This is a genomic window from Rhodococcus marinonascens NBRC 14363 (assembly GCF_001894885.1).
In the GTDB taxonomy this organism is placed as follows: domain Bacteria; phylum Actinomycetota; class Actinomycetes; order Mycobacteriales; family Mycobacteriaceae; genus Rhodococcus_F; species Rhodococcus_F marinonascens.
In genome coordinates, this window is record NZ_BCXB01000002.1 from 274,336 (window position 1) to 296,319 (window position 21,984).

Below are 21,984 nucleotides of genomic sequence, written 5' to 3' on the forward strand. Positions count from 1 at the left end.
TGTCAGTCCCTTTCCGAACCGGAACGAGGCCGGCGTGAGTTTGTCAGGCGGTCGAGGAGTTCCGGTGTGAGCCATGGCAGGTCACCGCAGTCGATTTCCGTCACCAACGCGCTGAGCCATTGGTGCTCGGCGCGGGCGAGGGTGAGGAGATACTCGTCGCCCAAGACGAAGATCCTGGGTGTCTCGACGGAATGGGCGACCGCGGTAGTGGTCTCGAGATTGCTGATCGCCTGTTCGAGGTGAACGAGGCGTTCGCGAAGCAGTTCCACCACCGTGCCGGCGTCGACATTGTGAGCCTCCGCCAGAGCCAGAGGGAACTGCGGGAACTCGTTTCCCAATGTCGCGAGCATGTCACTGACTCGATCCACCAGCGCCTTCCGGCCCGTTTCCGTGATCTCGTACATGGTGCGCTCAGGACGATTCCCCGTCCGATCGGTGCCGGTGGTGCGCACCAGTCCGTCACATTCGAGCCTGCCCACGGTGTGGTAGAGCGACCCCGGCCGGATCTTCACAAGACACCCCCGCCGGGCCGTGGCAAGTTGATACATCTCGTACGGGTGCATCGTCCGTTCACACAGCAAGCCGAGGATTGTGACGCCGAGCGGAGTGAGTGCCACGACCACCACCTCCTTCAATAGTCCGTGTCGAGTACTCCGTGCCGAATACACTGAGCCGAATACTCCGTGCCGAATACTCAATGTGGAACATATAGCACGGGCAGGGAAGGAACAAACGGCTACCGTGGGCGAGTGGACTCTCATCATCTCGACATCATCGAGCTCGCCTGGTCCCGCGAACTGGGGCTCCCAGACGACGCACTGTCCTCCCACCCGGATGCGGGCGGCCGCGCGATCCGGGTGGACGACGAGGCGGACAACATCCGATTCCTCCGTCTCGGTGAGGCATCGGCACTGGTAGGCCCCCGATGGGCGATCGAGCGTGCCGACGACCACACGCCGGATGAGCTGACGGAACCCGCGATTTTGCTCGCGCTCACCCATGACCGATCGGGACGCTGCGCGGGCCCGCTGGTCCTCTCCTTCGGCACCGAATACCAGGAACCGGTGACCGGCCGGCCACCCCTCGTCTCGTACGAACGAGACCACGTCCGGCAGGTCGAGGCAGCGTGCCCACCCGACGACGTGGCTGAGGCGCACCTCGGTGGCCGCGACCGGCGGTTCACGATCCTCGACGACGCAGAGCACCCGATGGCCTCCGCCTGCTACGCCGAGTTCCAGGGTTTCCTCGCCGACGTCGGGGCGCTGACGGCACCCGCGTTCCGGCGCCGCGGTCTCGGAGCACAGATCGCAGGCATCGCTACCGACGATGCCCTCGACAGCGGGTTGATCGCCCAATACCGTTCACCGCGAAACAATCTGGCCGCACGCACACTCGCCACACACGTGGGATACCGGGAACTCGGAACCTACGCCATGGTCACGATTTCGCGAAGTACGCTGTAAGAACACATCGAGCTGTGGGAACGAGTCGACCATGACAGAACAAACTGAAGATCGGACCGCCGAAGACGGCACCTACGTGGAAGCCGACGCCGAGTTCACCCGTGACACCCGCTACATCCCTACCCGCATCACGGTGGACGGCCGCGACGGCTATCGCGTCGAATCCGGTCGCTACCGCCTGGTGGTCGCTCGCGCCTGTCCGTGGGCCAACCGCGCGATCATAGTCCGCCGACTCCTCGGCCTCGAGGACGCGCTCTCGATGGGTCTGTGCGGACCCACCCATGACAAGCGCAGTTGGACCTTCGATCTCGACCCGGGCGGTATCGACCCCGTGCTGAAGATCCCACGCTTGCAGGACGCCTTTCTCGCACGCTTCCCTGACTATGCGCGCGGCATCACCGTTCCATCGATCGTCGATGTGCCCACCGGGCAGGTGGTGACCAACGATTATCCCCAAATAACCCTCGACCTGTCGTCGGAGTGGACGCAGTACCACCGCAACGGCGCGCCCGATCTCTACCCCGACAATCTCCGGGACGAGATCGACGAGGTGGCCGACCTCGTGTTCCACGATGTGAACAACGGCGTCTACCGGTGTGGTTTCGCCGGATCCCAGGAAGCGTACGAGTCCGCCTACTACAGCCTGTTCGCGCGGCTGGACTGGCTCGAGGATCGGCTCACGGATCGCCGGTTCCTCGTCGGCGACACGATCACTGAGGCGGACGTACGCCTGTTCACCACACTGGCGCGTTTCGACGCTGTGTATCACGGTCATTTCAAGTGCAATCGGAACAAGCTGAACGAGATGCCGGCTCTGTGGAACTACGCGCGGGACCTCTTCCAGACGCCCGGGTTCGGAGACACGATCGACTTCACTCAGATCAAGCAGCACTACTACATGGTCCACACCGACATCAACCCCACCCGCATCGTGCCGGTGGGGCCAGACCTGTCTGGTTGGCTCGCGCCGCACGGTCGCGAGCAACTCGGCGGCCGACCGTTCGGGGATGGCACGCCACCACCTCCACCGAAGCCGACCGAGGTCGTACCCGCAGGCCACGGCACATAATCAGACCTGCCTACGCGACGGTCAGGTGGTTGCGGTGACCAACCTGGCGGCGGTACGCGGGCCGTGCTCGTGCAGTGCCTGTTTGGCGGCGCAGTACGCGACATGCAACGTGGTACTGGTGACGAGGTCACCGAAGATGGTGGAGTTCCCGAGGAACGCGCCCGGTCGGTCACGGTCATGACGGGCGAATTCGAGCAACTGGTCACCGCGGCCGTCTATCAGGGGTACATCCAAGTCTTCGCTATCGATGACGGTGCACCATGCAGCGAGGACGAGAGCGATGTGATCGATCGATCCGCCGCGTTCGAGTTGCTCGCAGGCAACCGGTAACAGGAACTTCGGAATTCGGTCCGAGGCGTTGACAATCTGACGAGCAAGAGTGTCGCGAATGCTGTTGCTGGCGAATCGCTCCCGAAGTTGGGTGCGATATCGAGCGAGGTCGACTCCGGGAACGGGTCGCAACGTCGGGGTAGCCTCCCTGCGCATATACGACATAACGAACGCGTCCAGATCGGAGTCGTCGAAGACTTCGTGAACGTAGGTGTGCCCGGCCAGGATTCCGAGGTAGCTCATGACCTGATGCGATGCGTTGAGCAACCGCAGCTTCATCAGTTCGTAGGGTTCCACGTCGTCGACGATTTGCACACCGACCTGCTCGAAGGGTGGCCGGCCAAGAGTGAAGTGATCTTCGAGCACCCACTGCTCGAACGACTCGGATTGAACAGGCCACTGGTCTTCGACGCCGAAGGTCGCGGCGACGGTGCCGATGGTCTCGGTCGTGGTAACCGGAGTGATCCGGTCAACCATCGAACTGGGGAACGCCACGGTATCGCGGATCCAGGCTGCGAGCGCGGGATCCTTGCGCTCGGCAAACGCCGTTACGGCGGTGCGGGCGACCGACCCGTTGTGCTCGATGTTGTCGCACGACATGACCGTGAACGGGAAAATACCCAGGCTGCGGCGGCGAGCCAGCGCTGCGGTGATGAATCCGAGCACGCTACGCGGCAACTCGCCGCCACAAGTGAGATCGTGGAGGGTGTCGGGATCACTAGGGTCGAACCGACCGGTCGCATCATTGATGCTGTACCCGCCCTCGGTGATGGTGAGAGAAACGATGCGCGTGGTGGATGCAGCGAGTTGGTCCAGCACTGCTTGCGGATCGTCCGGGGCATAGAGGAAATCGGCGATAGAGCCGATGACGCGGGCATGGGTAGTGCCGTCGGTGTCTCGGGTGACGAGGGTGTACAGGTAGTCCTGACTCTCCAGGACATCGCGCATACGGGTGTCCCCGGCCATTACACCAACTCCGCAAATTCCCCAATCGGTATGGCCGGCGGCTAGTATCCGATCGACGTACATCGCTTCGTGCGATCGGTGGAACCCTCCGACACCGAAATGCACAATTCCGATCTGCACGTCATCCCGATAGGTCGGCGTCTCAACAGAAACGGGAAGCGTAGCGAGAGCACGCCGACTGAGACAGGTCATGACAGTCCTTGGTTGTTCATGAAACTTGCTGGTGCGGAGACTTTTTGCCGGCGAGGCAAGAGAGTGGTGGCGCCCCCGCCTCGCTGCAATTCTCAAAGCAGGATGGAGACACCACCATCGCTACAGGTCAACAAGACGACTTGTACACCCACTCGGCGCCGTCGGTGTCAAGATTTTCTGCGGTGATCACCTGGAAGCCGGTCTGGATGCTGGCGGTAACCGGCCTGCCGTCGAGTGCGGCCACGGCCTGTTCGACACCGTCCTTGCCGATCGTGGCGGGCTCCTGGGCTATGAGCGCCTGCACCGTGCCCTCCCTCAGTTGGTCGACCTGCGCCGGACCTGCATCAAAGCCGACGAGCTTGACCTGATCCTGCATGTTGGCCTGGCGTAGACCGGTGGCGGTGCCTTCTGAGGCGAAGAGGTTGGTAGCGAAGACACCGACGATGTCGGGATCCCGGGACAGTGCAGCGGTCATCAGCCTGGCCGCCTCGGCCGGATCGTTGTGGCTGTACTGCACGCCGAGATAGTCGAATGACGGATCCTGCGCGACCGCCTGCTCAAAGCCCTCCGCTCGTGCGTTGGTGGTGGAAACACCTGGGTAGAGGTCCATCGCGAGAACCTTTCCACCGTCCGGATTCATCTGCTGGATCGCGTGGAATGCCTCGGCGCCACCACCTATATTGTCCGATGCGACCTGGGACACGGCAAAGGACGGATCGTCGACGGTAGCGTCGACGAGCACAACCTCGATACCTTCCCTTGCCGCCGCGGCGAGGGGTGCCTGCATAGCCGTGGCATCGGTAGGCGCGATGAGAATGGCGTCGGGACGGGAAGCAATCACCGAATCGAGCACCGTCCTCTGCAAGGTCGGGTCGAACTGGGTAGGTCCCTGAGTGTTGACGGTGAACCCTTCGGCCGCGGCCTCTTGTTCAATGCTGCATTGCATGCTGATGTAGAACTCATCGCCAGCGACACCCTGGATGAAGGCGATCTCCTTGGTGTCGCTTCCCCCTGCGCCGGAGCACGCGGACAACACCAGCGCACCCGCGCCGCCGAGAGCGAATATCGTGGCGACCCTGCGTGACTTCTTCGTCATTGTTGACACACTCCTGTTTGGATGTAGGTGAGAGTTGGTGCATCCGTGCACATGTCGGGACTCACTACGGACCTCGGGACCATAGTTTGCGCAGGGCAGAGAGTTTCGACGACTCCGATCGTCCGCGTGAAGCGGCGGAACGGCGACGTTGGTCTATGTAGACCGCGATGATCAGTACTGCGCCGACGGCGACCTGCTGCCAGAACGGCTGCACACCGATGATCACGAATCCGTTCTGCAGAACCGCGGGAATGAAGAGTCCCACTATCGTCCCGAAGATTGTACCGATACCACCGAAGAGGCTGGTGCCACCGATCACGACAGCGGCGATCACGTTCAGGTTGGTCTGAGACTGCCCTGCGATTGCCGTGGTGCTGTACTGCGCCAGGGACAAGATGCCGGCGACGCCGGCAAGAGTACCCGACAATGCGTAGACCTTGATCAGATGCCGGTCGACCTTGACACCCACACGTCGTGCGGATTCTTCCTTCGACCCGATCGCGTAGGTATAGAGGCCGAACTTTGTGCGGTGCAGGATGATAGAGAACGAGACGATGAACACCAGTGCGATCACCGAGAGGAGCGGGATGGAGGTGGCGGGTAGGTTTCCGTAGCCGATAGTGTCGACCAGGACCGGTGGGACGTCACGAATGTCGACGCCGCCGGTTATCACCTGCGCCAGACCGAGTGCGCCGCCTAGGGTTCCGAGCGTGACAATCAGCGGTGGAACCTTCGCCTTGGCAACCAGGAATCCGTTGAGGGCGCCCCATGCCATACCAGACAGGACCGCGGCGATGATCCCGACGATGGCCGTGCCCCAGCCTTCTCCGCCGATCGCTTGCATTGTCTTGGCGGCGACGACGCCGGAGAAGACGAGGACAGATCCGATCGAAAGGTCGATCCCGCTGGTCACAATCACGAAGGTCATACCGACACCGAGGATCGCCAAGATCGACACGTTCTGGATAATCAACCGAATGTTGCCCCACGCGAGGAATGTGTCAGGCGCCATTGCACCGAACACCGCACAGATCAGCAACAGCACCAACAGGATCTGGAAGATCGGTATACGCAGCAGTTTGCCGGGGGTCCATCTGACACCGGCTGATTCCGCTGCGTCCGGATCACCGGTCGGCAGCGAGGCGGGAGGGGTCGCAGTTTGATTGGACATCGTTATGCCGCTCCGGTGATTGCGCCGGTCATCGCACCGACAAGTTCTTCCATTGAAGTGTTCTTCGCTTCGTAGGTAGCCACACGCCGCCCCAGACGCAGCACCTGGACCCGGTCTGCCACCTCGATCACGTGAGGCATGGAGTGACTGATGAAGACCACCGCCACGCCTGTGCTACTGATTCGCTGGATCGTTTCGAGGACGTTCTTGGTCTGTACGACGCCGAGCGCTGCAGTGGGTTCGTCGAGAAAGACCACCCCCTTGGCCCATGCCACGGCGCGCGCGATCGCTATCGCCTGCTGTTGACCGCCCGACATCGCGCCGACCGGATCGGTCAGGGTTCGTACGGTTGCCCCGAGATCGTCGAGGGCTTTGCGAGACTGCTCTCGCATGGTCTTGGTATCAAGGAAGCCGAGGCGGCCGAGCAATCCCTCCGCAGGCAGTTCACGACCGAGGAACATATTTTGCGCGGCATTGAGGTGTGGTGCGAGCGCAAGGTCCTGATATACGGTCTCAATTCCCATTTCGCTTGCCACACTGGGGCTGTTGAGGTCGACCGGCATGCCTGAGAACAGAATCTGCCCGGAATCGAGACTCAGGTTTCCCGACAACGCCTTTACGAGCGTCGACTTGCCGGCGCCGTTGTCACCGATCAGAGCAACGACCTCGCCGGAATAGATCTCGAAATCGGCGCCGTCCAGTGCTCGAACGTTCCCGAAACTGCGGGACAGCCCTCGCCCTTCCAGGATCGGCGTCGCAGTGGGCGCAACATTCGTCATGGGTACTCCTTGGGTGTGTACTTCAGTCGCGACTGCGCCGGTGCTTCTGTCCGGCAGGGATGCTGCGGTCACCACGGACTGTCCTCGAGGGCAAGGTCGTCAAGTACTTCGACCATCAGATCAGCGCGCGTACGCATCGCTTCGACGAGATCTGCGTTGCGCAGATCCACCTCGCGAGTCCATTCCCGGGCCTGAGCGAAGGTCTTCCCGAATGCCCGGTGCCGCTCGATCAACCGGCCTTCCCGCACATGGCGGGGGGCGTCGAGATACCAGACCTCGTCCAATGTGGGGCGCACATATTCCCAGCCGTCGCTGCCCATCAGTAGGTAGTTGCCCTCTGTCACGATCAAGGGAACATCCCTGCTGACCGGAACTGCGCTTCCGATGGGCTCCTCGAGTCCACGATCGAATGCGGGGGCATACACCACTGGGGACTCCTGATCGCGCAACCGTTTCAGCATTGCGATGTATCCGTCGACATCGAAAGTGTCGGGAGCCCCCTTGCGGTCCCTGCGTCCCAAACGGACCAACTCATCGTTGGCCAGGTGGAATCCGTCCATCCCGACCAGTGTGGCCTGATTCCCGAGTGCTCCCACGAGGGCCGCGCACAGTGTCGACTTTCCGGCGCCAGGCGAACCAGTGATACCGAGCAGTAGCCGTTCTCCACCCGCAATCATGGTGCGGGCGCGATCGGCGAGTTCGTCCACGGTCGTGGCGAGAATCATCGGGTCACGCTCATATTTGCCAGCCGTCGTACTCACGGCAGGGACCACAGCATCGTTGCATCCTTCGGCGCCTTCTCGAAATCGGGCGCTTGAAGCTTGCTGAAACATAACCGGCGGTCCTGTCGCTGACACCTCGTGGAGATCAATCGCCTCTAGTGTGACCCACGCAACTCCCGTTGTCACTACCTGCGGGCAAACTCGTGTCATCGGTGACATGACAAGCCTGCACAGGGTCGTGACATCGATGACATGACGGCTATGATGGGGCCATCCAGGGGCGGCCAGACGTCACGAATTCGATAGTCGCCGCTCCGTGAACCTGAAAGAGAGTGATCCTGGTGGCTGACTTCAGCGGCAGATCCATCCTGGTAACCGGCGCGAGCGGGGGCATCGGGGCAGCGACGGTGCGCCTGCTGACATCCCAGGGCGCCCAGGTTTTCGCCTCCGGTAGGTCCGCCGAGACCCTCGCGACGCTCCGGCAAGAAACCGGGGCGCAGCCGCTGCCGTTCGACCTCACCTCCGAGGACAGCATTCGCGACGCTCTCTCCGGGCTCGAACTGTGGGGCGTGGTCAACTGCGGCGGTTTCGGCGGCGAGATAGCTACCCCACAGGACACCGATATCGAGGTCTTCGACAAGGTAATCACCATCAACGCTCGGGGCGCGCTGCTGGTCATCAAGTACGCGGCACCCTCGATGGTGGCGAAGGGCAAGGGTGGCGCGATCGTCAATGTCTCGAGCCAAGCAAGCCTCGTTGCCCTCCCCGGCCACATTTCCTATGGCTCATCGAAGGCCGCACTCGACAACATCACCCGAGTCTCCGCCCTGGAACTGGGCAAGTACAACATCCGCGTCAACAGCGTCAACCCCACCGTGGTGATGACGGAAATGTCCGCCTCCTATTGGGGATGCCCCGAAATCGAGAAGCCGTTTCTCGAGCAGATGCCTCTAGGGCGCTGGGCTACCGAGGACGAGATCGCAGCCCCGATCAGCTTCCTACTCAGCGACGCCGCTTCCATGGTCTCCGGTGTCTGTCTCCCGATCGACGGCGGCTACACCTGCCGCTGATCTGAGGTGGCAAGTCGGTATGGTATGCCGCGCGAGCGGCCCACATCTGGCAGGATCGTTTGACTGGCAATGACTTACCGGCTGCGCACGTGACTGCGCTCCAGGCGAAGACCCCGAACTAGGCGAAAGCACGATGATGACCACGATGCAAGATGTTGCGGCGCTGGCGAACGTCAGCGCGAAGACGGTCTCCCGTGTCTACAACGACGATCCTCACGTGGATCCGGACACGCGAGCGCGCGTCGTGGCAGCACTCGAATCGCTGAACTACGTCCCGAACACGATGGCCACTACCTTCCGCACCGGTCGCCCCGCCGTGATCGGACTCGCCGTTCCCGATATCGCCGACCCCTTCTTCGCTGCGATCGCACACGCCGTAGAGAACCGTGCACACGAGCGGGATATGGCGGTAATCATGACGAGTATGGGAGACGACCGAGCGCAAGAACGCCCCATTGTCGAATCGCTGCTACGCCGCCGACTGAGCGGGCTCATATTGGCCCCGATCGGATCGGATCACAGCTACCTCAAACGATGGACCAGCCACTTTCCGACCATTTTCGTCGACCGGGCGGCGAAAGGGATCGCTGCCGACAGTTTCGTCCACGACGATCACGACGGAGGTGTCAAGGCCACCGAGCATCTCCTGAACTTGGGGCACCACCGGGTCGCCTTCATCGGCGATACCGCGGTGATTCCGACCACCGGGAACCGGTTGCTGGGGTACCGGCACGCCCTCGCCGCCAGGAACGTCCCCCCGGACGAGAACTTGATCGTGATGGGGGCGGGGACCCGAACCGGCGCCAGAGAAGTCCTCACGATGCTGATGGCCCTCGACCCCCCACCGACCGCCCTATTCTTGTCGAATGCCCGAATTTCGATGGTGGGTATCCCCGCGCTACAGCAACTGAACTTGCGCGACCTCTCTGTCGTCGGATTCGGTGATTTCCCCATGGCCGATGCGCTGCGCCCACCGCTTACAGTCATCGACCAGAGCCCATCCGAACTGGGCCGCCAGGCAATGGATCGGATCCTCGACCGCATCGACCATCCACGTCGCCGCTACCGCCGGAGCAATGTCTTTGCTGTACGACTCATCGAGCGAGGATCATGCTTTCCTGCAGTGCATTCAGAATGAGTGTGTTTGCGATGCCCCAGCTTCGGGGTTGACGCCGACTCTCCACACGCCCGCAGGGGCCCCGCAGATACCGGTCGCCACGTTCGCTCACCTACAGTTACTCCCAGCACACTGGAAGTACACAGCACACCGGAAGTACACAGCACACCTCAAGTACACAGGGGAGGGGAGCAGGCGATGATTGGCGATGGTGGATCGGTGGAGAAGGCACTGGCCTCGGTCCTCGACAATGGAAGTCGCCTGCAGGCTCCCGCGGTGGCCAAGTACGTCGAATGGGTCCGCCGCTCACATCCGGACGAATCACCGGCGCAGATCGTCGAGCGCATGGAGAAAATGTTCCTGCTTGCCGTGACGGGCAGCGGCAGCGCCGTCGGTGCCGCCGCCGCCATTCCGGGGGTCGGCACGGTCGCGTCCATCGCGGCGGTGGGTGCGGAATCGACGTTTTTCCTGGAGGCAGCCGCTCTACTGACCCTCGCTGTAGCGTCAGTGCACGGGGTCGACGCCGCCGACCATCAGCAGCGGCGCGCACTCGTTCTCTCGGTAGCCCTTGGCGAATCGGGTATGGAGATCGTCCAGAAGGCGACAGGTGTGACGGCGAAGAACTGGGCGACCGCCATCACCAACCGCGTTCCCGGCTCCACGATGATCGGCATGAACAACACCTTGGTGCGCAAGTTCATCACCAGGTACGCCGCCCGCCGCAGCGCACTGATCCTCGGCAAACTCGTGCCCGCCGGCATCGGTGCCGCCATCGGAGGCGCGGGCAACCGGGCCATCGGCCGGGGCCTCGTAGACAACGCACGCGAAGCCTTCGGCCCCGCCCCCGCCCACTGGCCGGACCAGCTACCCGCACTGGAGAGCTGATCGTCCATCAGGACGGCCTGCCCCCACGGTGTTCCCGGTCAGCGAGTAGCGGTCTGTGAGGTCAGCTCGGCGATCAGGGCCTCTACCTTGACCTTTATCTGGTCGCGGATCGGACGGACCGCGTCGATTCCCTGGCCGGCAGGATCGTCGAGGACCCAATCGCGGTAGCTCTTTCCTGGGAAGACCGGGCAGCTGTCGCCGCAACCCATGGTGATCACCACGTCGGAGGCCAGCACCGCGTCGACGGTAAGGATCTTCGGGCTCTCAGCGGAGATGTCGATACCGATCTCACCCATCGCCTCGATCGCGGCCGGGTTCACTTGACCGGCCGGCGAGGAGCCGGCCGAACGCACCTCGATCCGATCTCCGGCGAGCGCGGCAAGGAACCCGGCGGCCATCTGGGAGCGACCTGCGTTGTGGACGCAGACGAACAGCACCTTCGGCGTGGTGGACATGCACGGCCCTGCCAAGGCGTTCAGTCGGTGGTGGGGACGAGTTGGCCGAGCAGCTCGCGCACCCTGGAGTCGATGTCATCGCGGATCCGGCGAACGTCCTCGATCGGCTGTCCATCCGGGTCGTCGAGAGTCCAATCCAGGTAGCGCTTGCCGGGGTAAACCGGGCACGCTTCCCCGCAGCCCATCGACACCACGACGTCGGCAGCTGCGACGACGTCGTCGGTGAGCGGCTTGGGGAACTCGGAGCCGAGGTCGATCCCGAACTCACCCATCGCTTCGATGACGATCGGCGCGATGGCGTCGATCGGTGCCGAGCCGGCGGAACGGGAGTGGACCCGCCCGAGGCCGTGATGGGCGAGCAGCGCGGCGGCCATCTGGGAGCGGCCGGAGTTGTGCACGCAGATGAACAGCACCTCGGGCACGGTCTTCGGTACCGCCCCCTGCGATTGGGCGAGCGCGGTGAGCCGATCGGCTGCGAACCGCCCCGCCAGCGTCGGCAGGTGGGTGTGTACTTTCGCATGCAGCCTCAGCGCGGTGTAGGACTCGAAGACGTACCGCTCGACGGTTTGCGGCGAGAACACCCCGGCGTACTTGGAGGCCAGATCCGCGGCGGTGCGGGACAGGACTGCTTCTGGCATCAACAGTTCGGGCTGGTCCCGGCGATCATGGGTGCGCAGTTCCTCGTTGACATCGGACATCAGAACTCCTTGGACGACCCGCGGCGGCGGGTGAACGCGAGGGTAGAGGTGCGCTCGTACCCCAGCCGTGTGAAAAGGCCGAGTAAGTAGCCGCCACCCCACACTAGCGCGAAGTACACCGGCGGCGGGATCGTGATGCGAGCAGGCACGCCCCGCTGCCCCTCGAGGCGGGTCCTCACCCAGCACGTCGCACTGGATCAGGGCGCCGCTCATGTGCCCGTTCCCGGGCGGTAGCCGGCAGGATCGAGCGGGTTCGCAACAGGGTGGGCCTGCTGAGTGCCGTCGGCGACCCAGTAGCTCACCGCGTGCCCAACCGTGGCATGCGGGTTCATCGGATCGTTGATGTAGAACCAGTCCATTTGCGCCCCTTGTTCGTTCACCTCGAACACGCCGTAACCGTGGGAGTCGGGTTCGACGTACCGTATATGGTGGTTGGTCGATTTGATCGCCTGCTCGACGGCGACGGTCGCAGTGCGTGGAGGAACGCCGAGAATGTCGTCGATGTTGACAGAGGTCAACGACGACACCACCAACTCGGTGCCGACCGTGCCCGCGCCCGGATAGTCCGCTGCATTCACCGGCAGATCGCACGCCCACGAGGTGTGGATGTCGCCGGTGAGGAATACCGTGTTGTTTACCCCGTTTGCTGCGATCGCGTCGAAGAGTCTGCGACGGTCGGCGCTGTAGCCGTCCCACTGGTCGGTGTTGTAGGGGATGCCGGCGTCGGGCAATCCGACCGTCTCGGTGATCGCCCGCATCGTGCGGTGGTCGAGCGGCGGGAACACGACCGGCGAGATCATCACCGGGTTGCCGACGATCTTCCACTGCGCCGACGAGGTGACGATGCCGCTGGTCAGCCAATCCATCTGCGCGCGACCCGTGATCGACCGGTCAGAGGAGTCGATCTTGCGCCACCCGGCGCCTGTGGATGCCTGCTCGTCGCGGTAGGTACGCAGGTCGAGCATGGAGAGCTCGGCGAGATTGCCGAACTGGAACCGCCGGTAGACCGCTGCGTCCTTCCCTGTGCCGTCGCCCCGCACCGCCGCGGATCTGGCCTCCAAGTACGCCGGGTCGGTCTCGCCAAATCGGCCGATCGGGATATCGTGCAGGACAGACGAGATTTACCAGCATGCGCACCGGAGGATTCGATGAGCCCCGAACGCCCCTCAGGACCGGCCGAGCCCCGCACGGTCGAAGCCACACACGTCGACGTCCTCATCGTCGGGGCTGGACTGTCCGGGATCGGGGTCGCGGCACGCCTGCGCCGGGAACACTCTGAGCGGACGTTGCTGATCCTCGAGTCCCGCGCGGCTTCCGGCGGCACCTGGGATCTGTTCCGGTACCCGGGTATCCGCTCCGACTCCGATGTGCAGACCTACGGGTACGACTTCAAGCCGTGGAAGGGCCGCAAGGCCCTCGCACCGGCAGCCGACATCCTCGGCTACATCCGCGAGACGGCTCGCGAGTACGACATCGAAAACCGTATTCGCTACCACCACAGAGTGATTCACGCCGACTGGTCATCAGCCGACGCACGCTGGACGATCGCCGCCCGCGTGGGCGACAGCGACGAGACGGTGACGTTCACGGCGAGTTGGTTCTTCTGCGCCACCGGCTACTACAACTACGACAGCGGCTACACCCCCGAGTTCCCGGGCGCGGATCGGTTCACCGGACGGATCGTGCATCCCCAGCACTGGCCCGAGGACCTGGACTACGCCGGTAAACAGGTCGTCGTCATCGGGTCCGGGTCGACCGCCGTCACGCTGATCCCGGCGATGGCCGATGCGGCCGAACACGTCACGATGCTTCAGCGTTCGCCCACGTACATCATTCCGCTGCCCACCGAAGATGCACTCCACGGCGTGTTCCGTCGCCTCCTCGGCGACGAACGCGGGTACCGGCTCACCCGGAAGAAGAACATCGCGCAGAACGTCTGGATCTACAAACTGTGCCGCCGCTTCCCTCGGCAGGCGCGGGCCGTCATCCGATGGCTCAACAAGCGAATGCTACCGGCCGGCTTCGACGTCGACACCCACTTCAACCCCCGGTACGACCCGTGGGACCAACGCTTGTGCGTCGTCCCGGGCGGCGACCTGTTCAAGACGATCCGCAAAGGGAAGGCATCGGTCGTCACCGACACGATAGAGACGTTCACCGAGACTGGGATCGCGCTCACCTCCGGCAGGCACCTCGACGCCGACATCATCGTCACCGCAACCGGACTCGACCTGTTGGCGCTCGGCGGCGTCGACCTGAGCACCGACGGCGAGCCCGTCGACCTCACTACGCGGTTGGTGTTCAAGGGAACGATGCTCTCCGACATCCCGAACTTCTCGTTCGCCGTCGGCTACGTCAACGCCCCGTGGACGCTCAAGGTCAACCTCGTCGCGGACTTCCTGTGCCGGTTGCTGACCGAGATGGATCGTCGCGGCGCCACGGTCGCGGTCGCCGAGAACGACCGGCCCGACATGCCGACCCGGCCGCTGCTCGACTTCGCCGCCGGGTACATCCAGCGGTCCCTGGGCCTGTGGCCGCAGGCCGGCACCGAGGACCCGTGGAACCTGCAGATGGACTACTACAGAGACGTCGTCGTGCTGCGGGGCACCCCGGTCGACGACGGGACTCTGACGTTCTCGAACGCAGAGCCGGCGTCGACGCAAACGCCACGGCAGTGACACACACTCAGTGAGCGAAGTGCTGCCGCGCCGAATGTCCGCCGTTCTTCTCCTCCAACTCGGCGCACACCGCTTCGATGGCCTCGCTCACCAGCGTTCCGAGGTCGGCGCTGAACCCCTCACGAACGACGATGCGCAGCACCGCGACGTCTTCGGCGTCGGCGGGCATCGTGTAGGCGGGCACCTGCCACCCCCTTGCCCGCAACTCGTGCGACACATCGAAGACCGTGAATCCGGGGTCCCCCACCATTTCGAACGTCACTACCGGAATCTCGGAACCATCGCTGATCAAGGCGAAGTGCTCGATCTCGGCGATCCGCTGACCCACTCTGACGGCCGTGGAGCGCAGAGCCTCCATGATCGACCGGTAGCCGGCACGGCCGAGGCGCAGGAAGTTGTAGTACTGCCCCACCACCTGGTTGCCGGGGCGGGAAAAGTTCAGAGTGAACGTCGGCATGTCGCCGCCGAGGTAGTTGACCCGGAAAATCAGCCCCTCGGGCAGGTGTTCGCTTCCGCGCCACACCACGAACCCGATGCCTGGGTATGTCAACCCGTACTTGTGCCCACTGACATTGATGGAAACTACCCGGGGAACCCGGAAGTCCCACAACAATTCCGGGTACAGGAACGGAACGACGAATCCGCCGCTGGCCGCGTCCACATGAATCGGGACGTCGGGACCGCCGGACGCGGCGAGTTCATCGAGAGTGTCCGCGATATCGGCCACCGGTTCGAGTTCCCCCGTATAGGTGGTACCCATGATCGCGACAACTCCGATGGTGTTCTCGTCAACCGCGTCACGAACCTGCTCCGGGGTAATGACGTAGCGGCCCTTCTCCATCGGCAGATACTTGGGTTCGACGTCGAAGTACCGGCAGAACTTCTCCCACACCACCTGGACATTGCTGCCAAGTACGAGATTCGGGCGCGCGGTATCCTTACCCGCCTCTTCGCGCCGCGCTCGCCACCGCCACTTGAGCGCCAGCCCACCGAGCATGACGGCCTCGCTGGAGCCGATCGTCGAGACCCCGATGGCACTGGCCGGGTCGGTGGGCGACAAGTCGGGCGCGTGGAACAGGTCGGCCACCATGGACACGCACCGCGACTCGATCGCGGCGGTGGCCGGATACTCGTCCTTGTCGATCATGTTCTTGTCGAACGTCTCGGCCATCAACTTGTCGGCCTCGGGGTCCATCCAGGTGGTGACGAACGTGGCCAGATTCAGGCGGGAATTGCCGTCGAGCATCAACTCGTCGTGGATGAAGCGGTAGGTCGCCTCCGGATCGGCCGCCCGTTCCGGCAGTCGCAGCGTCGGGAACGGGTCGATCGACATGCGTCCGGTGTAGGCCGGAGCGAGGACGTCTCGTCCACGATCACGATGATGGTGATGCTTGCTCATCTGAATCCCCAATCGAGTGACAGCGTGCGCGGCGGGCAACGGCCCGGACGTCATGGGTCGAAGACCGTCATCGGCGGCCCAGTAGTCTCGAAACCGATTCCAATCGATTGTGTCAGGGGGACGGGTTGACCACTGCAATCCCAGGAAGTTTCGCGGCCCCGATCGAAGTCCGTGGGCTATCGAAGAGTTTCAAGAACGTTCAGGCTGTCTCTGATCTGAGCTTCTCGGTACCTCCGGGCTCGATCACCGGGTTCCTCGGCCCCAATGGTTCCGGCAAGACCACGACGCTGCGGATGATCCTCGGTCTGGTCCGGCCGACGTCGGGAACGTCCACCGTCGCGGGACTGCCGATTCACAAACTGGCCGATCCCGCCCGAACCGTAGGGGCCGTCCTCGACTCCCGGAGCCTGCACCCCAACCGCACCGCCCTTGACCACCTGATGGTGTACGCGGCCGCGATTGGCGTCCCCGAAGCGCGCGCGCGACAGGTGCTCTCGGTTGTCGGACTTGAGGACGTGGCGCAGCGTAAGGCCGGTGGATTTTCCCTCGGCATGCAGCAACGGCTCGCCCTGGCAACGGCGCTGCTCGGCGATCCACAGATCCTCGTCCTCGACGAACCGGCCAACGGACTCGATCCCGAGGGCATCGCCTGGCTACGCGAATTCCTCCAGGACTTCGCTGCATCCGGCCACACCGTCCTGATCTCGAGCCACATCCTGCGAGAAGTGGAACAGACCGTAGACACTCTGGTGATTGTCAGCCGCGGTGCACTCGTCTACCAGGGGCACATGGACGAATTGCGCAAGTCGCAGCAGAGCCGGCTGCTGGTCGCGTGCTCCAACCCGCCCGCACTGGCGACCGCACTGGCTGCGAACGGCTTCGTCGACACCCGGTCGCTGGCGGACGGACGCCTCGCAGTCGCCGGCGCCGGTGAGGACGTCGTCCGGGCGGTCGCCGACCGAACCGGTGTGGCGATCTTCGGCATCGTCGGTGATCACATTGATCTCGAACAACTCTTCCTCTCGATGACCACGGGTCACTACGTGGCCGGGGCGAGCGCTGCTGCGCCATCGGGTTACGGCCCACCTCAGATCCACGCACCCCAGCCCTGGTACGGCGCAGCTCCCGGCTACACCCCACCCCACCACCGTCCGATGCCCGGAGGCCCGCGATGACAGCGCTGCTCACTGCCGAGTTCCGCAAGGTCACCACATTGCGTTTCTGGTGGATGCTCGGTCTGGCACCCCTGATCGTAGGAATGTTCTCGAGCGCGATCACGCTTCCTGTGATGCGTGCGTTCACCGACACATTGGACACTGATCCACTCCACGCCAACCTCGCCGCGACCCTGTTCGGACTGGCGGTCGCCCTCTCCCTCGTGGTGCTGTTCTCCGCCCTCTTCGGGACGGTGAACGTGGGAACGGAGTTCCGATACGGGACGCTGACCACCACGTTCCTCACGGCGCGCGGCCGGGACGGCGTCATCGGAGCCAAACTCGCCGTCACCGCGGGCTTCGGATTGTTCTACGGCCTCGTCGTGGAGATGGTCAGCGTCGCCCTGCTGTTGACTTTCGGCGGCGACAGTTTCGAGATGGGTGGATCCCTGTTCGCCATGCTGGGCGCCGCTCTGATCTGCGCGGCGCTGTGGGCGCTCATCGGCGGGGGAACCTCGATGCTCACCGGCTCCTCCGTCGGGGCCTGCATCACCCTCGCGGTCGGGTACACGCTCGGCGAGGTGATCCTCCGCATGATTCTCAGCGGAATCGGCCTCGGTTCGGTCGGCGGATTCCTGCCGGTGTCGGCCACACTCGGCACGGTCGCCAACGCTGCTGCGGGCAACGAGATCGAAGCGTTGCCTCTCTGGCCGGCTGCACCTCTCACACTTCTGGCCTGGACAGTAGCCTTCGTCGTGGCCGGTTGGGCGCTCACACGGCAGCGCGACATCAGCTGACAGCGCGGGTCGTCGGAGCTCTTGCCACTCGCGCCACACCGTCTCAGGGAGTAGTACTTGATGGGATACCCACCGCGAGCGGAGAGCACCGGACACCATGGATTTCCTGCGACCAGAAGCTTGGGAAGACGCCCTCGCCATCATGGCCGAACGTCCCGGCGTCGTACCCATCCAGGGTGGCACCAGCGTGATGGTCGGGTTGAATTTCGATCTGAATCGACCTACGGCGCTCCTGGACCTCAATCCGGTCACCGAACTGGCCAGATGGGAGCAACTGGCAGACGGAACGCTGCGAGTTGGGGCAGGAGTGCCGTACGCGCGACTGATCTCGGAACTCGGCGACCGATTACCTGGACTCGCCCAGGCAGCCCGGACCGTCGGCTCGCGCCAGATCCGCAACCGCGGTACCGTCGGCGGAAATCTGGGCGCGACCACCGGTGACACCCACGCACCGCTGCTGGCGGCGGGTGCCGTGATCGAAGTCGAATCGTCTGCCCGCGGGGTGCGGATGATCCCTGCCGCAGAGTTCTACCCGAGCGCGCAGCGCAGCGCGCTCGCCCCTGATGAACTCATCCGCGCCTTCCACGTCTCGCCGGCCTCGGGCCCACAGTATTTCTCCAAGATCGGCACCCGGAACGCGATGGTAGCGGCAATATGTTCCTTCTCGATTGTGCTGTACCCGGAGGAGCGCCGAGTCGGCACGGGGCTCGGATCGGCCGCTCCCACCCCACGCCGAGCCCTGGCGGCCGAGGACTTTCTGGCCGCCGAACTCGATTGGGACGGTGAACTCGACAACGCTGTCGCCCGCCGGTTCGGCGATCTGGTCAGCGAAGCTGCGAACCCGGTCGATGACGTTCGGGGCACAGCCGACTACCGCAATCACGCTCTCGCGGTCATCGCCAGAAGAGCGCTCACCTGGGCATGGCAGGACCACTCGATCAACAGAAGGTCCGCCTGGACATGCGTGTGACATGCACTGTCAATGACAAGGAGCAGGTGGCGGACGGCGTGTGGGAAGGCGAGAGCCTCCTTTACCTCCTCCGCGAACGAATGGGACTCCCGGGCTCGAAGAACGCCTGCGAACAAGGCGAATGCGGTTCGTGCACGGTCTATCTCGACGACCTTCCTACGTGTGCCTGCCTGGTGGCTGCAGGTCAGGTGCAGGGACGCCGAATCCGCACAGTAGAAGGACTCGCCGACGGCGAGCAGCTCGATCCGATCCAAGAGGCGTTCGTCGAATGTGGAGCCATCCAGTGCGGGTTCTGCACCCCAGGTCTGGTGGTGCAGGCACATGACCTGGTCGAGCGAGTGGACAACCCGTCCGATGCGGATATTCGAGAGGCCCTCGCCGGCAACCTGTGCCGCTGCACCGGCTACGAGAAGATCCTCGACGCGGTGCGGCTCGCTGCCTCTCGCAAGGCGGAGTCACTGTGATCACACCGCTGCGGGCACCGAGCGAGATCGTCGCGCCGGGCCAGGGACGGGTCGGCGACAGTCCACTGCGGCCGGACGGGACCCTGAAGGTCAAGGGAGAATTCGCCTACTCGTCAGACCTCTCCATCGACGGAATGCTGTGGGGCGCAACCCTGCGCAGCCCACACCCGAGCGCGAGGATTCTGTCCGTAGAGATCGGCGAGGCTCTCGCGACACCCGGCGTGGAGGCGGTCCTTACTCACGAGGACGTCCCTGGTCGAAAGTGCTTCGGTGTGGCTCGCACATGGGACCAACCGGTACTAGCGTTCGACGAAGTCCGTCATGAGGGCGAACCGATCGCCCTGGTCGCTGCCAACCACCCAGAGACGGCACGGCGAGCAATGGAAAAGATCACCGTCAAGTACGACGTGCTCGAACCGCTCACCGATGCACGCCGCGCAGCACTGGACCCGAGCTATCCGAAGGTTCAGGAGCGCGGTGGCGTGGCCCGGCATCAGCCGGTCCGCGTCGGCGACGTCGCTTCCGCCCGCGCCGCGGCGGATGTCGTGGTCAGCGGCGAATTCACAACCGGAATCCAAGACCCGGCGTTTCTCGGACCAGAGTCCGGACTGGCGATTCCGGGCGAGGACGGCGGCATCGATCTGTACGTCGCCACCCAATGGATGCAGAACGACCTCGAACAGATCGGACCGTGCCTTGCCCTGCCACAAGAGAAGATCCGGATGACTCTTGCCGGTGTTGGCGGAGCATTCGGCGGTCGTGAAGATCTCTCGATGGAGATCCACGCGGCGATGCTGGCACTGCACACCGGCAGGCCAGTCAAGATCGTGTACAGCCGCTACGAGTCATTCTTCGGTCATGTTCACCGGCACCCGGCTCAGATGCGCTACGAGTACGGGGCGACGCGCGAGGGAAAGTTACTCTTCGCCGACGCGGAGATCATCCTCGACGGCGGCGCGTATACGTCGATGACCCCGGGCGTCGTCGGTACCGCGGCCTCGCTCGGCGTCGGTCCGTACGTGATCCCCAACATTGAAATCAACGCGTACGGTGTCTACACCAACAATCCGCCGTGTGGAGCAATGCGGGGTTTCGGCGCCCTGCAAACCTGCTTCGCATACGAGTCGATGATGGACAAGGTGGCCGAGGCTTGCGGGATCAGCAAAGTCCAGGTGCGCCGGATCAACGCGATCAAGCAGGGCTCGGTACTCGCCACCGGGCAGGTGATCGAGGCGCCCACACCACTCGCCGACATGCTCACGCGGGCCGAATCGTTGCCGATGCCCGCACACCTCGACCCAACCGATATCAGGAACCTGCCGGGATGCACCTCGCAGACCACCCATGGCGAGGGCGTGGTGCGAGGCGTCGGCTACGGAGTCGGCATCAAGAACATCTGCTTCTCCGAGTCCCATGATGACTACTCCACGGCACGAGTCAGACTCGAGGTGATAGGAGGGGAGGCCACCGCGCTGGTGCACACGGGTGCCGCCGAAGTGGGCCAGGGCCTGGTGACCCTGCAGGCGCAGATCGCCCGCACCGAACTGGGCGTCACCCGGATCACCATCCACCCAGCCGACAACCGGGTCGGTAGTGCCGGGTCGACGTCTGCGTCGCGCCAGTCGTACATGACCGGAGGCGCGGTGAAGACAGCCTGCGAAGCGATCCGCGAGGCCGTCTTCGCTCTGACAAGGCTCCATCTGGGCCGAATCGTCGAAGACCTGAGCCTGGTCGGTGGAAAGATCGTGTCGGCATCGGAAGGTCCACTTGCGAGCCTCGAAGACATTCTCGGCGATCGAGTCCTCGAGCAGACCCGGGAGTTTCACCACCGTCCTACCAGCGGAATGGACCCGGCCACCGGACAGGGCGCCACCCACACCCAGCATGCGTTGTGCGTACATCGCGCGGTCGTCGACGTCGATATCGAGCTCGGTCTGATCAAGGTCGTCGAGATGGTTGCCGTCCAAGATGTCGGCAAAATCCTCAACCAGTTGTCACTGGAGGGCCAGATCCAGGGCGGGTCGGCCCAGGGTCTCGGGCTGGCGGTAATGGAGGAGATCATCGTCAAGGATGGACTGGTCCAGAACCCATCGTTCACCGATTACCGCATCCCGACCATGGTCGACATGCCACCGATGCGCCTCGAGATCCTGGAGAACCCGGACCCGCTGGCCCCGTACGGTCTGCGCGGCGCAGGGGAACCCTCCACGTTGTCTTCCATACCCGCAATCGTGGGTGCGATCAGAGACGCCACCGGCTTGGCGCTCACCCGGGTGCCAGTGCGACCCGAACACATCACCGGTAGCAGTTGACCCACCAGGCGAAGTCCAATTCCGTCGGCAACGTAAGAATATGCCAGACGAGTGGGCCATCGAAAACGCGACCTGTTTCGGGGTATCGAGCACCATCGCCTCATTGGCGGAAGTGGGATGTATCACCCGCAGGCCAGGGCCGGCGGCGCGCCCGGAACTCGACGGCACCGCTTGCGCGCGGGCGTGGAACCGACCCC

The 21,984-nt window shown here is 63.8% G+C and carries 21 protein-coding genes and 1 pseudogene; 11 read left to right on the plus strand and 11 right to left on the minus strand.

The window, feature by feature from the left end:
• Window positions 1–2: 2 nt before the first annotated feature.
• A complete protein-coding gene (locus RM2_RS03480) occupies window positions 3–617 on the minus strand; it encodes a PadR family transcriptional regulator (RefSeq protein WP_245813715.1) in 615 nt (204 codons plus the stop codon).
• 132 nt (window positions 618–749) lie between these two features.
• Here RM2_RS03480 and RM2_RS03485 point away from each other — a divergent pair, with 132 nt between their 5' ends.
• Both RM2_RS03485 and RM2_RS03490 read left to right on the plus strand, forming a co-directional pair.
• The gene (locus RM2_RS03485) at window positions 750–1,463 is read left to right on the plus strand and encodes a GNAT family N-acetyltransferase (RefSeq protein ID WP_072687431.1); all 714 of its coding nucleotides are present in this window, start codon (window positions 750–752) and stop codon (window positions 1,461–1,463) included.
• Between the two features lie 31 nt (window positions 1,464–1,494).
• A complete protein-coding gene (locus RM2_RS03490; protein WP_072687432.1) occupies window positions 1,495–2,532 on the plus strand; it encodes a glutathione S-transferase family protein in 1,038 nt (345 codons plus the stop codon).
• A gap of 21 nt (window positions 2,533–2,553) precedes the next feature.
• Here RM2_RS03490 and RM2_RS03495 read toward each other — a convergent pair whose 3' ends face one another.
• From RM2_RS03495 to RM2_RS03515, 5 genes are all read right to left on the minus strand, one after another.
• Window positions 2,554–4,020: a mannitol dehydrogenase family protein gene (locus tag RM2_RS03495; RefSeq protein WP_072687433.1), complete on the minus strand. Its 1,467-nt coding sequence runs from the start codon at window positions 4,018–4,020 to the stop codon at window positions 2,554–2,556.
• 127 nt (window positions 4,021–4,147) lie between these two features.
• The gene (locus RM2_RS03500) at window positions 4,148–5,116 is read right to left on the minus strand and encodes an ABC transporter substrate-binding protein (RefSeq protein ID WP_072687434.1); all 969 of its coding nucleotides are present in this window, start codon (window positions 5,114–5,116) and stop codon (window positions 4,148–4,150) included.
• A gap of 64 nt (window positions 5,117–5,180) precedes the next feature.
• Window positions 5,181–6,287: an ABC transporter permease gene (locus RM2_RS03505; protein ID WP_139277655.1), complete on the minus strand. Its 1,107-nt coding sequence runs from the start codon at window positions 6,285–6,287 to the stop codon at window positions 5,181–5,183.
• Window positions 6,288–6,289: 2 nt separating this feature from the next.
• On the minus strand, window positions 6,290–7,066 hold the full coding sequence (locus RM2_RS03510; protein ID WP_072687490.1) for an ATP-binding cassette domain-containing protein: 777 nt from the start codon (window positions 7,064–7,066) through the stop codon (window positions 6,290–6,292).
• 68 nt (window positions 7,067–7,134) lie between these two features.
• Complete coding sequence (locus RM2_RS03515; RefSeq protein WP_245813716.1) at window positions 7,135–7,827, minus strand: nucleoside/nucleotide kinase family protein; 693 nt, start codon at window positions 7,825–7,827, stop codon at window positions 7,135–7,137.
• A gap of 302 nt (window positions 7,828–8,129) precedes the next feature.
• Between RM2_RS03515 and RM2_RS03520 the strand changes: the two genes are divergently transcribed.
• The 3 genes from RM2_RS03520 (at window position 8,130) to RM2_RS03530 (ending at window position 10,860) form a co-directional block, all read left to right on the plus strand.
• Entirely contained in the window at window positions 8,130–8,858 is a 729-nt protein-coding gene (locus RM2_RS03520; protein WP_072687491.1) for an SDR family oxidoreductase, read from the plus strand.
• Window positions 8,859–9,003: 145 nt separating this feature from the next.
• Window positions 9,004–9,996 carry a LacI family DNA-binding transcriptional regulator gene (locus RM2_RS03525; RefSeq protein WP_218017208.1) on the plus strand — a complete coding sequence of 331 codons (993 nt, stop codon included), beginning with the start codon at window positions 9,004–9,006 and terminating at the stop codon, window positions 9,994–9,996.
• A 177-nt stretch (window positions 9,997–10,173) separates the two neighbouring features.
• Window positions 10,174–10,860: a hypothetical protein gene (locus RM2_RS03530; RefSeq protein ID WP_072687437.1), complete on the plus strand. Its 687-nt coding sequence runs from the start codon at window positions 10,174–10,176 to the stop codon at window positions 10,858–10,860.
• Between the two features lie 38 nt (window positions 10,861–10,898).
• Here RM2_RS03530 and RM2_RS03535 read toward each other — a convergent pair whose 3' ends face one another.
• The 4 genes and pseudogenes from RM2_RS03535 to RM2_RS03550 form a co-directional block, all read right to left on the minus strand.
• Window positions 10,899–11,315: an arsenate reductase ArsC gene (locus tag RM2_RS03535; RefSeq protein WP_072687438.1), complete on the minus strand. Its 417-nt coding sequence runs from the start codon at window positions 11,313–11,315 to the stop codon at window positions 10,899–10,901.
• A 20-nt stretch (window positions 11,316–11,335) separates the two neighbouring features.
• On the minus strand, window positions 11,336–12,013 hold the full coding sequence (locus tag RM2_RS03540) for an arsenate reductase ArsC (protein ID WP_072687439.1): 678 nt from the start codon (window positions 12,011–12,013) through the stop codon (window positions 11,336–11,338).
• Window positions 12,014–12,042: 29 nt separating this feature from the next.
• A pseudogene (locus tag RM2_RS03545) lies at window positions 12,043–12,156 on the minus strand (ACR3 family arsenite efflux transporter); the annotation flags it as partial.
• A 66-nt stretch (window positions 12,157–12,222) separates the two neighbouring features.
• Window positions 12,223–13,074 (minus strand): alkaline phosphatase D family protein, encoded by an 852-nt coding sequence (locus RM2_RS03550; protein ID WP_245813717.1) that lies wholly within the window; start codon window positions 13,072–13,074, stop codon window positions 12,223–12,225.
• 87 nt (window positions 13,075–13,161) lie between these two features.
• On the opposite strand from RM2_RS03550, the gene RM2_RS03555 reads away from it, so the two are divergent.
• The gene (locus RM2_RS03555; protein WP_072687441.1) at window positions 13,162–14,691 is read left to right on the plus strand and encodes a flavin-containing monooxygenase; all 1,530 of its coding nucleotides are present in this window, start codon (window positions 13,162–13,164) and stop codon (window positions 14,689–14,691) included.
• Window positions 14,692–14,698: 7 nt separating this feature from the next.
• On the opposite strand, the gene gad is transcribed toward RM2_RS03555, so the two are convergent.
• Window positions 14,699–16,090: a glutamate decarboxylase gene (gad, locus tag RM2_RS03560; protein WP_072687493.1), complete on the minus strand. Its 1,392-nt coding sequence runs from the start codon at window positions 16,088–16,090 to the stop codon at window positions 14,699–14,701.
• Between the two features lie 125 nt (window positions 16,091–16,215).
• Here gad and RM2_RS03565 point away from each other — a divergent pair, with 125 nt between their 5' ends.
• The 5 genes from RM2_RS03565 to RM2_RS03585 all read left to right on the plus strand — a co-directional run bounded on the left by RM2_RS03565 (window position 16,216) and on the right by RM2_RS03585 (window position 21,787).
• Window positions 16,216–17,265 (plus strand): ABC transporter ATP-binding protein, encoded by a 1,050-nt coding sequence (locus tag RM2_RS03565; protein WP_072687442.1) that lies wholly within the window; start codon window positions 16,216–16,218, stop codon window positions 17,263–17,265.
• A complete protein-coding gene (locus RM2_RS03570; RefSeq protein ID WP_072687443.1) occupies window positions 17,262–18,041 on the plus strand; it encodes an ABC transporter permease in 780 nt (259 codons plus the stop codon). Before RM2_RS03565 ends, RM2_RS03570 begins: the two co-directional genes overlap by 4 nt.
• Window positions 18,042–18,138: 97 nt before the next feature.
• Window positions 18,139–19,011 (plus strand): FAD binding domain-containing protein, encoded by an 873-nt coding sequence (locus RM2_RS03575; protein WP_072687444.1) that lies wholly within the window; start codon window positions 18,139–18,141, stop codon window positions 19,009–19,011.
• A complete protein-coding gene (locus tag RM2_RS03580; protein WP_072687445.1) occupies window positions 19,002–19,475 on the plus strand; it encodes a (2Fe-2S)-binding protein in 474 nt (157 codons plus the stop codon). The genes RM2_RS03575 and RM2_RS03580 overlap by 10 nt, the downstream gene beginning before the upstream one ends.
• Window positions 19,472–21,787: a xanthine dehydrogenase family protein molybdopterin-binding subunit gene (locus tag RM2_RS03585; protein ID WP_245813719.1), complete on the plus strand. Its 2,316-nt coding sequence runs from the start codon at window positions 19,472–19,474 to the stop codon at window positions 21,785–21,787. Before RM2_RS03580 ends, RM2_RS03585 begins: the two co-directional genes overlap by 4 nt.
• Window positions 21,788–21,984 lie beyond the last annotated feature (197 nt).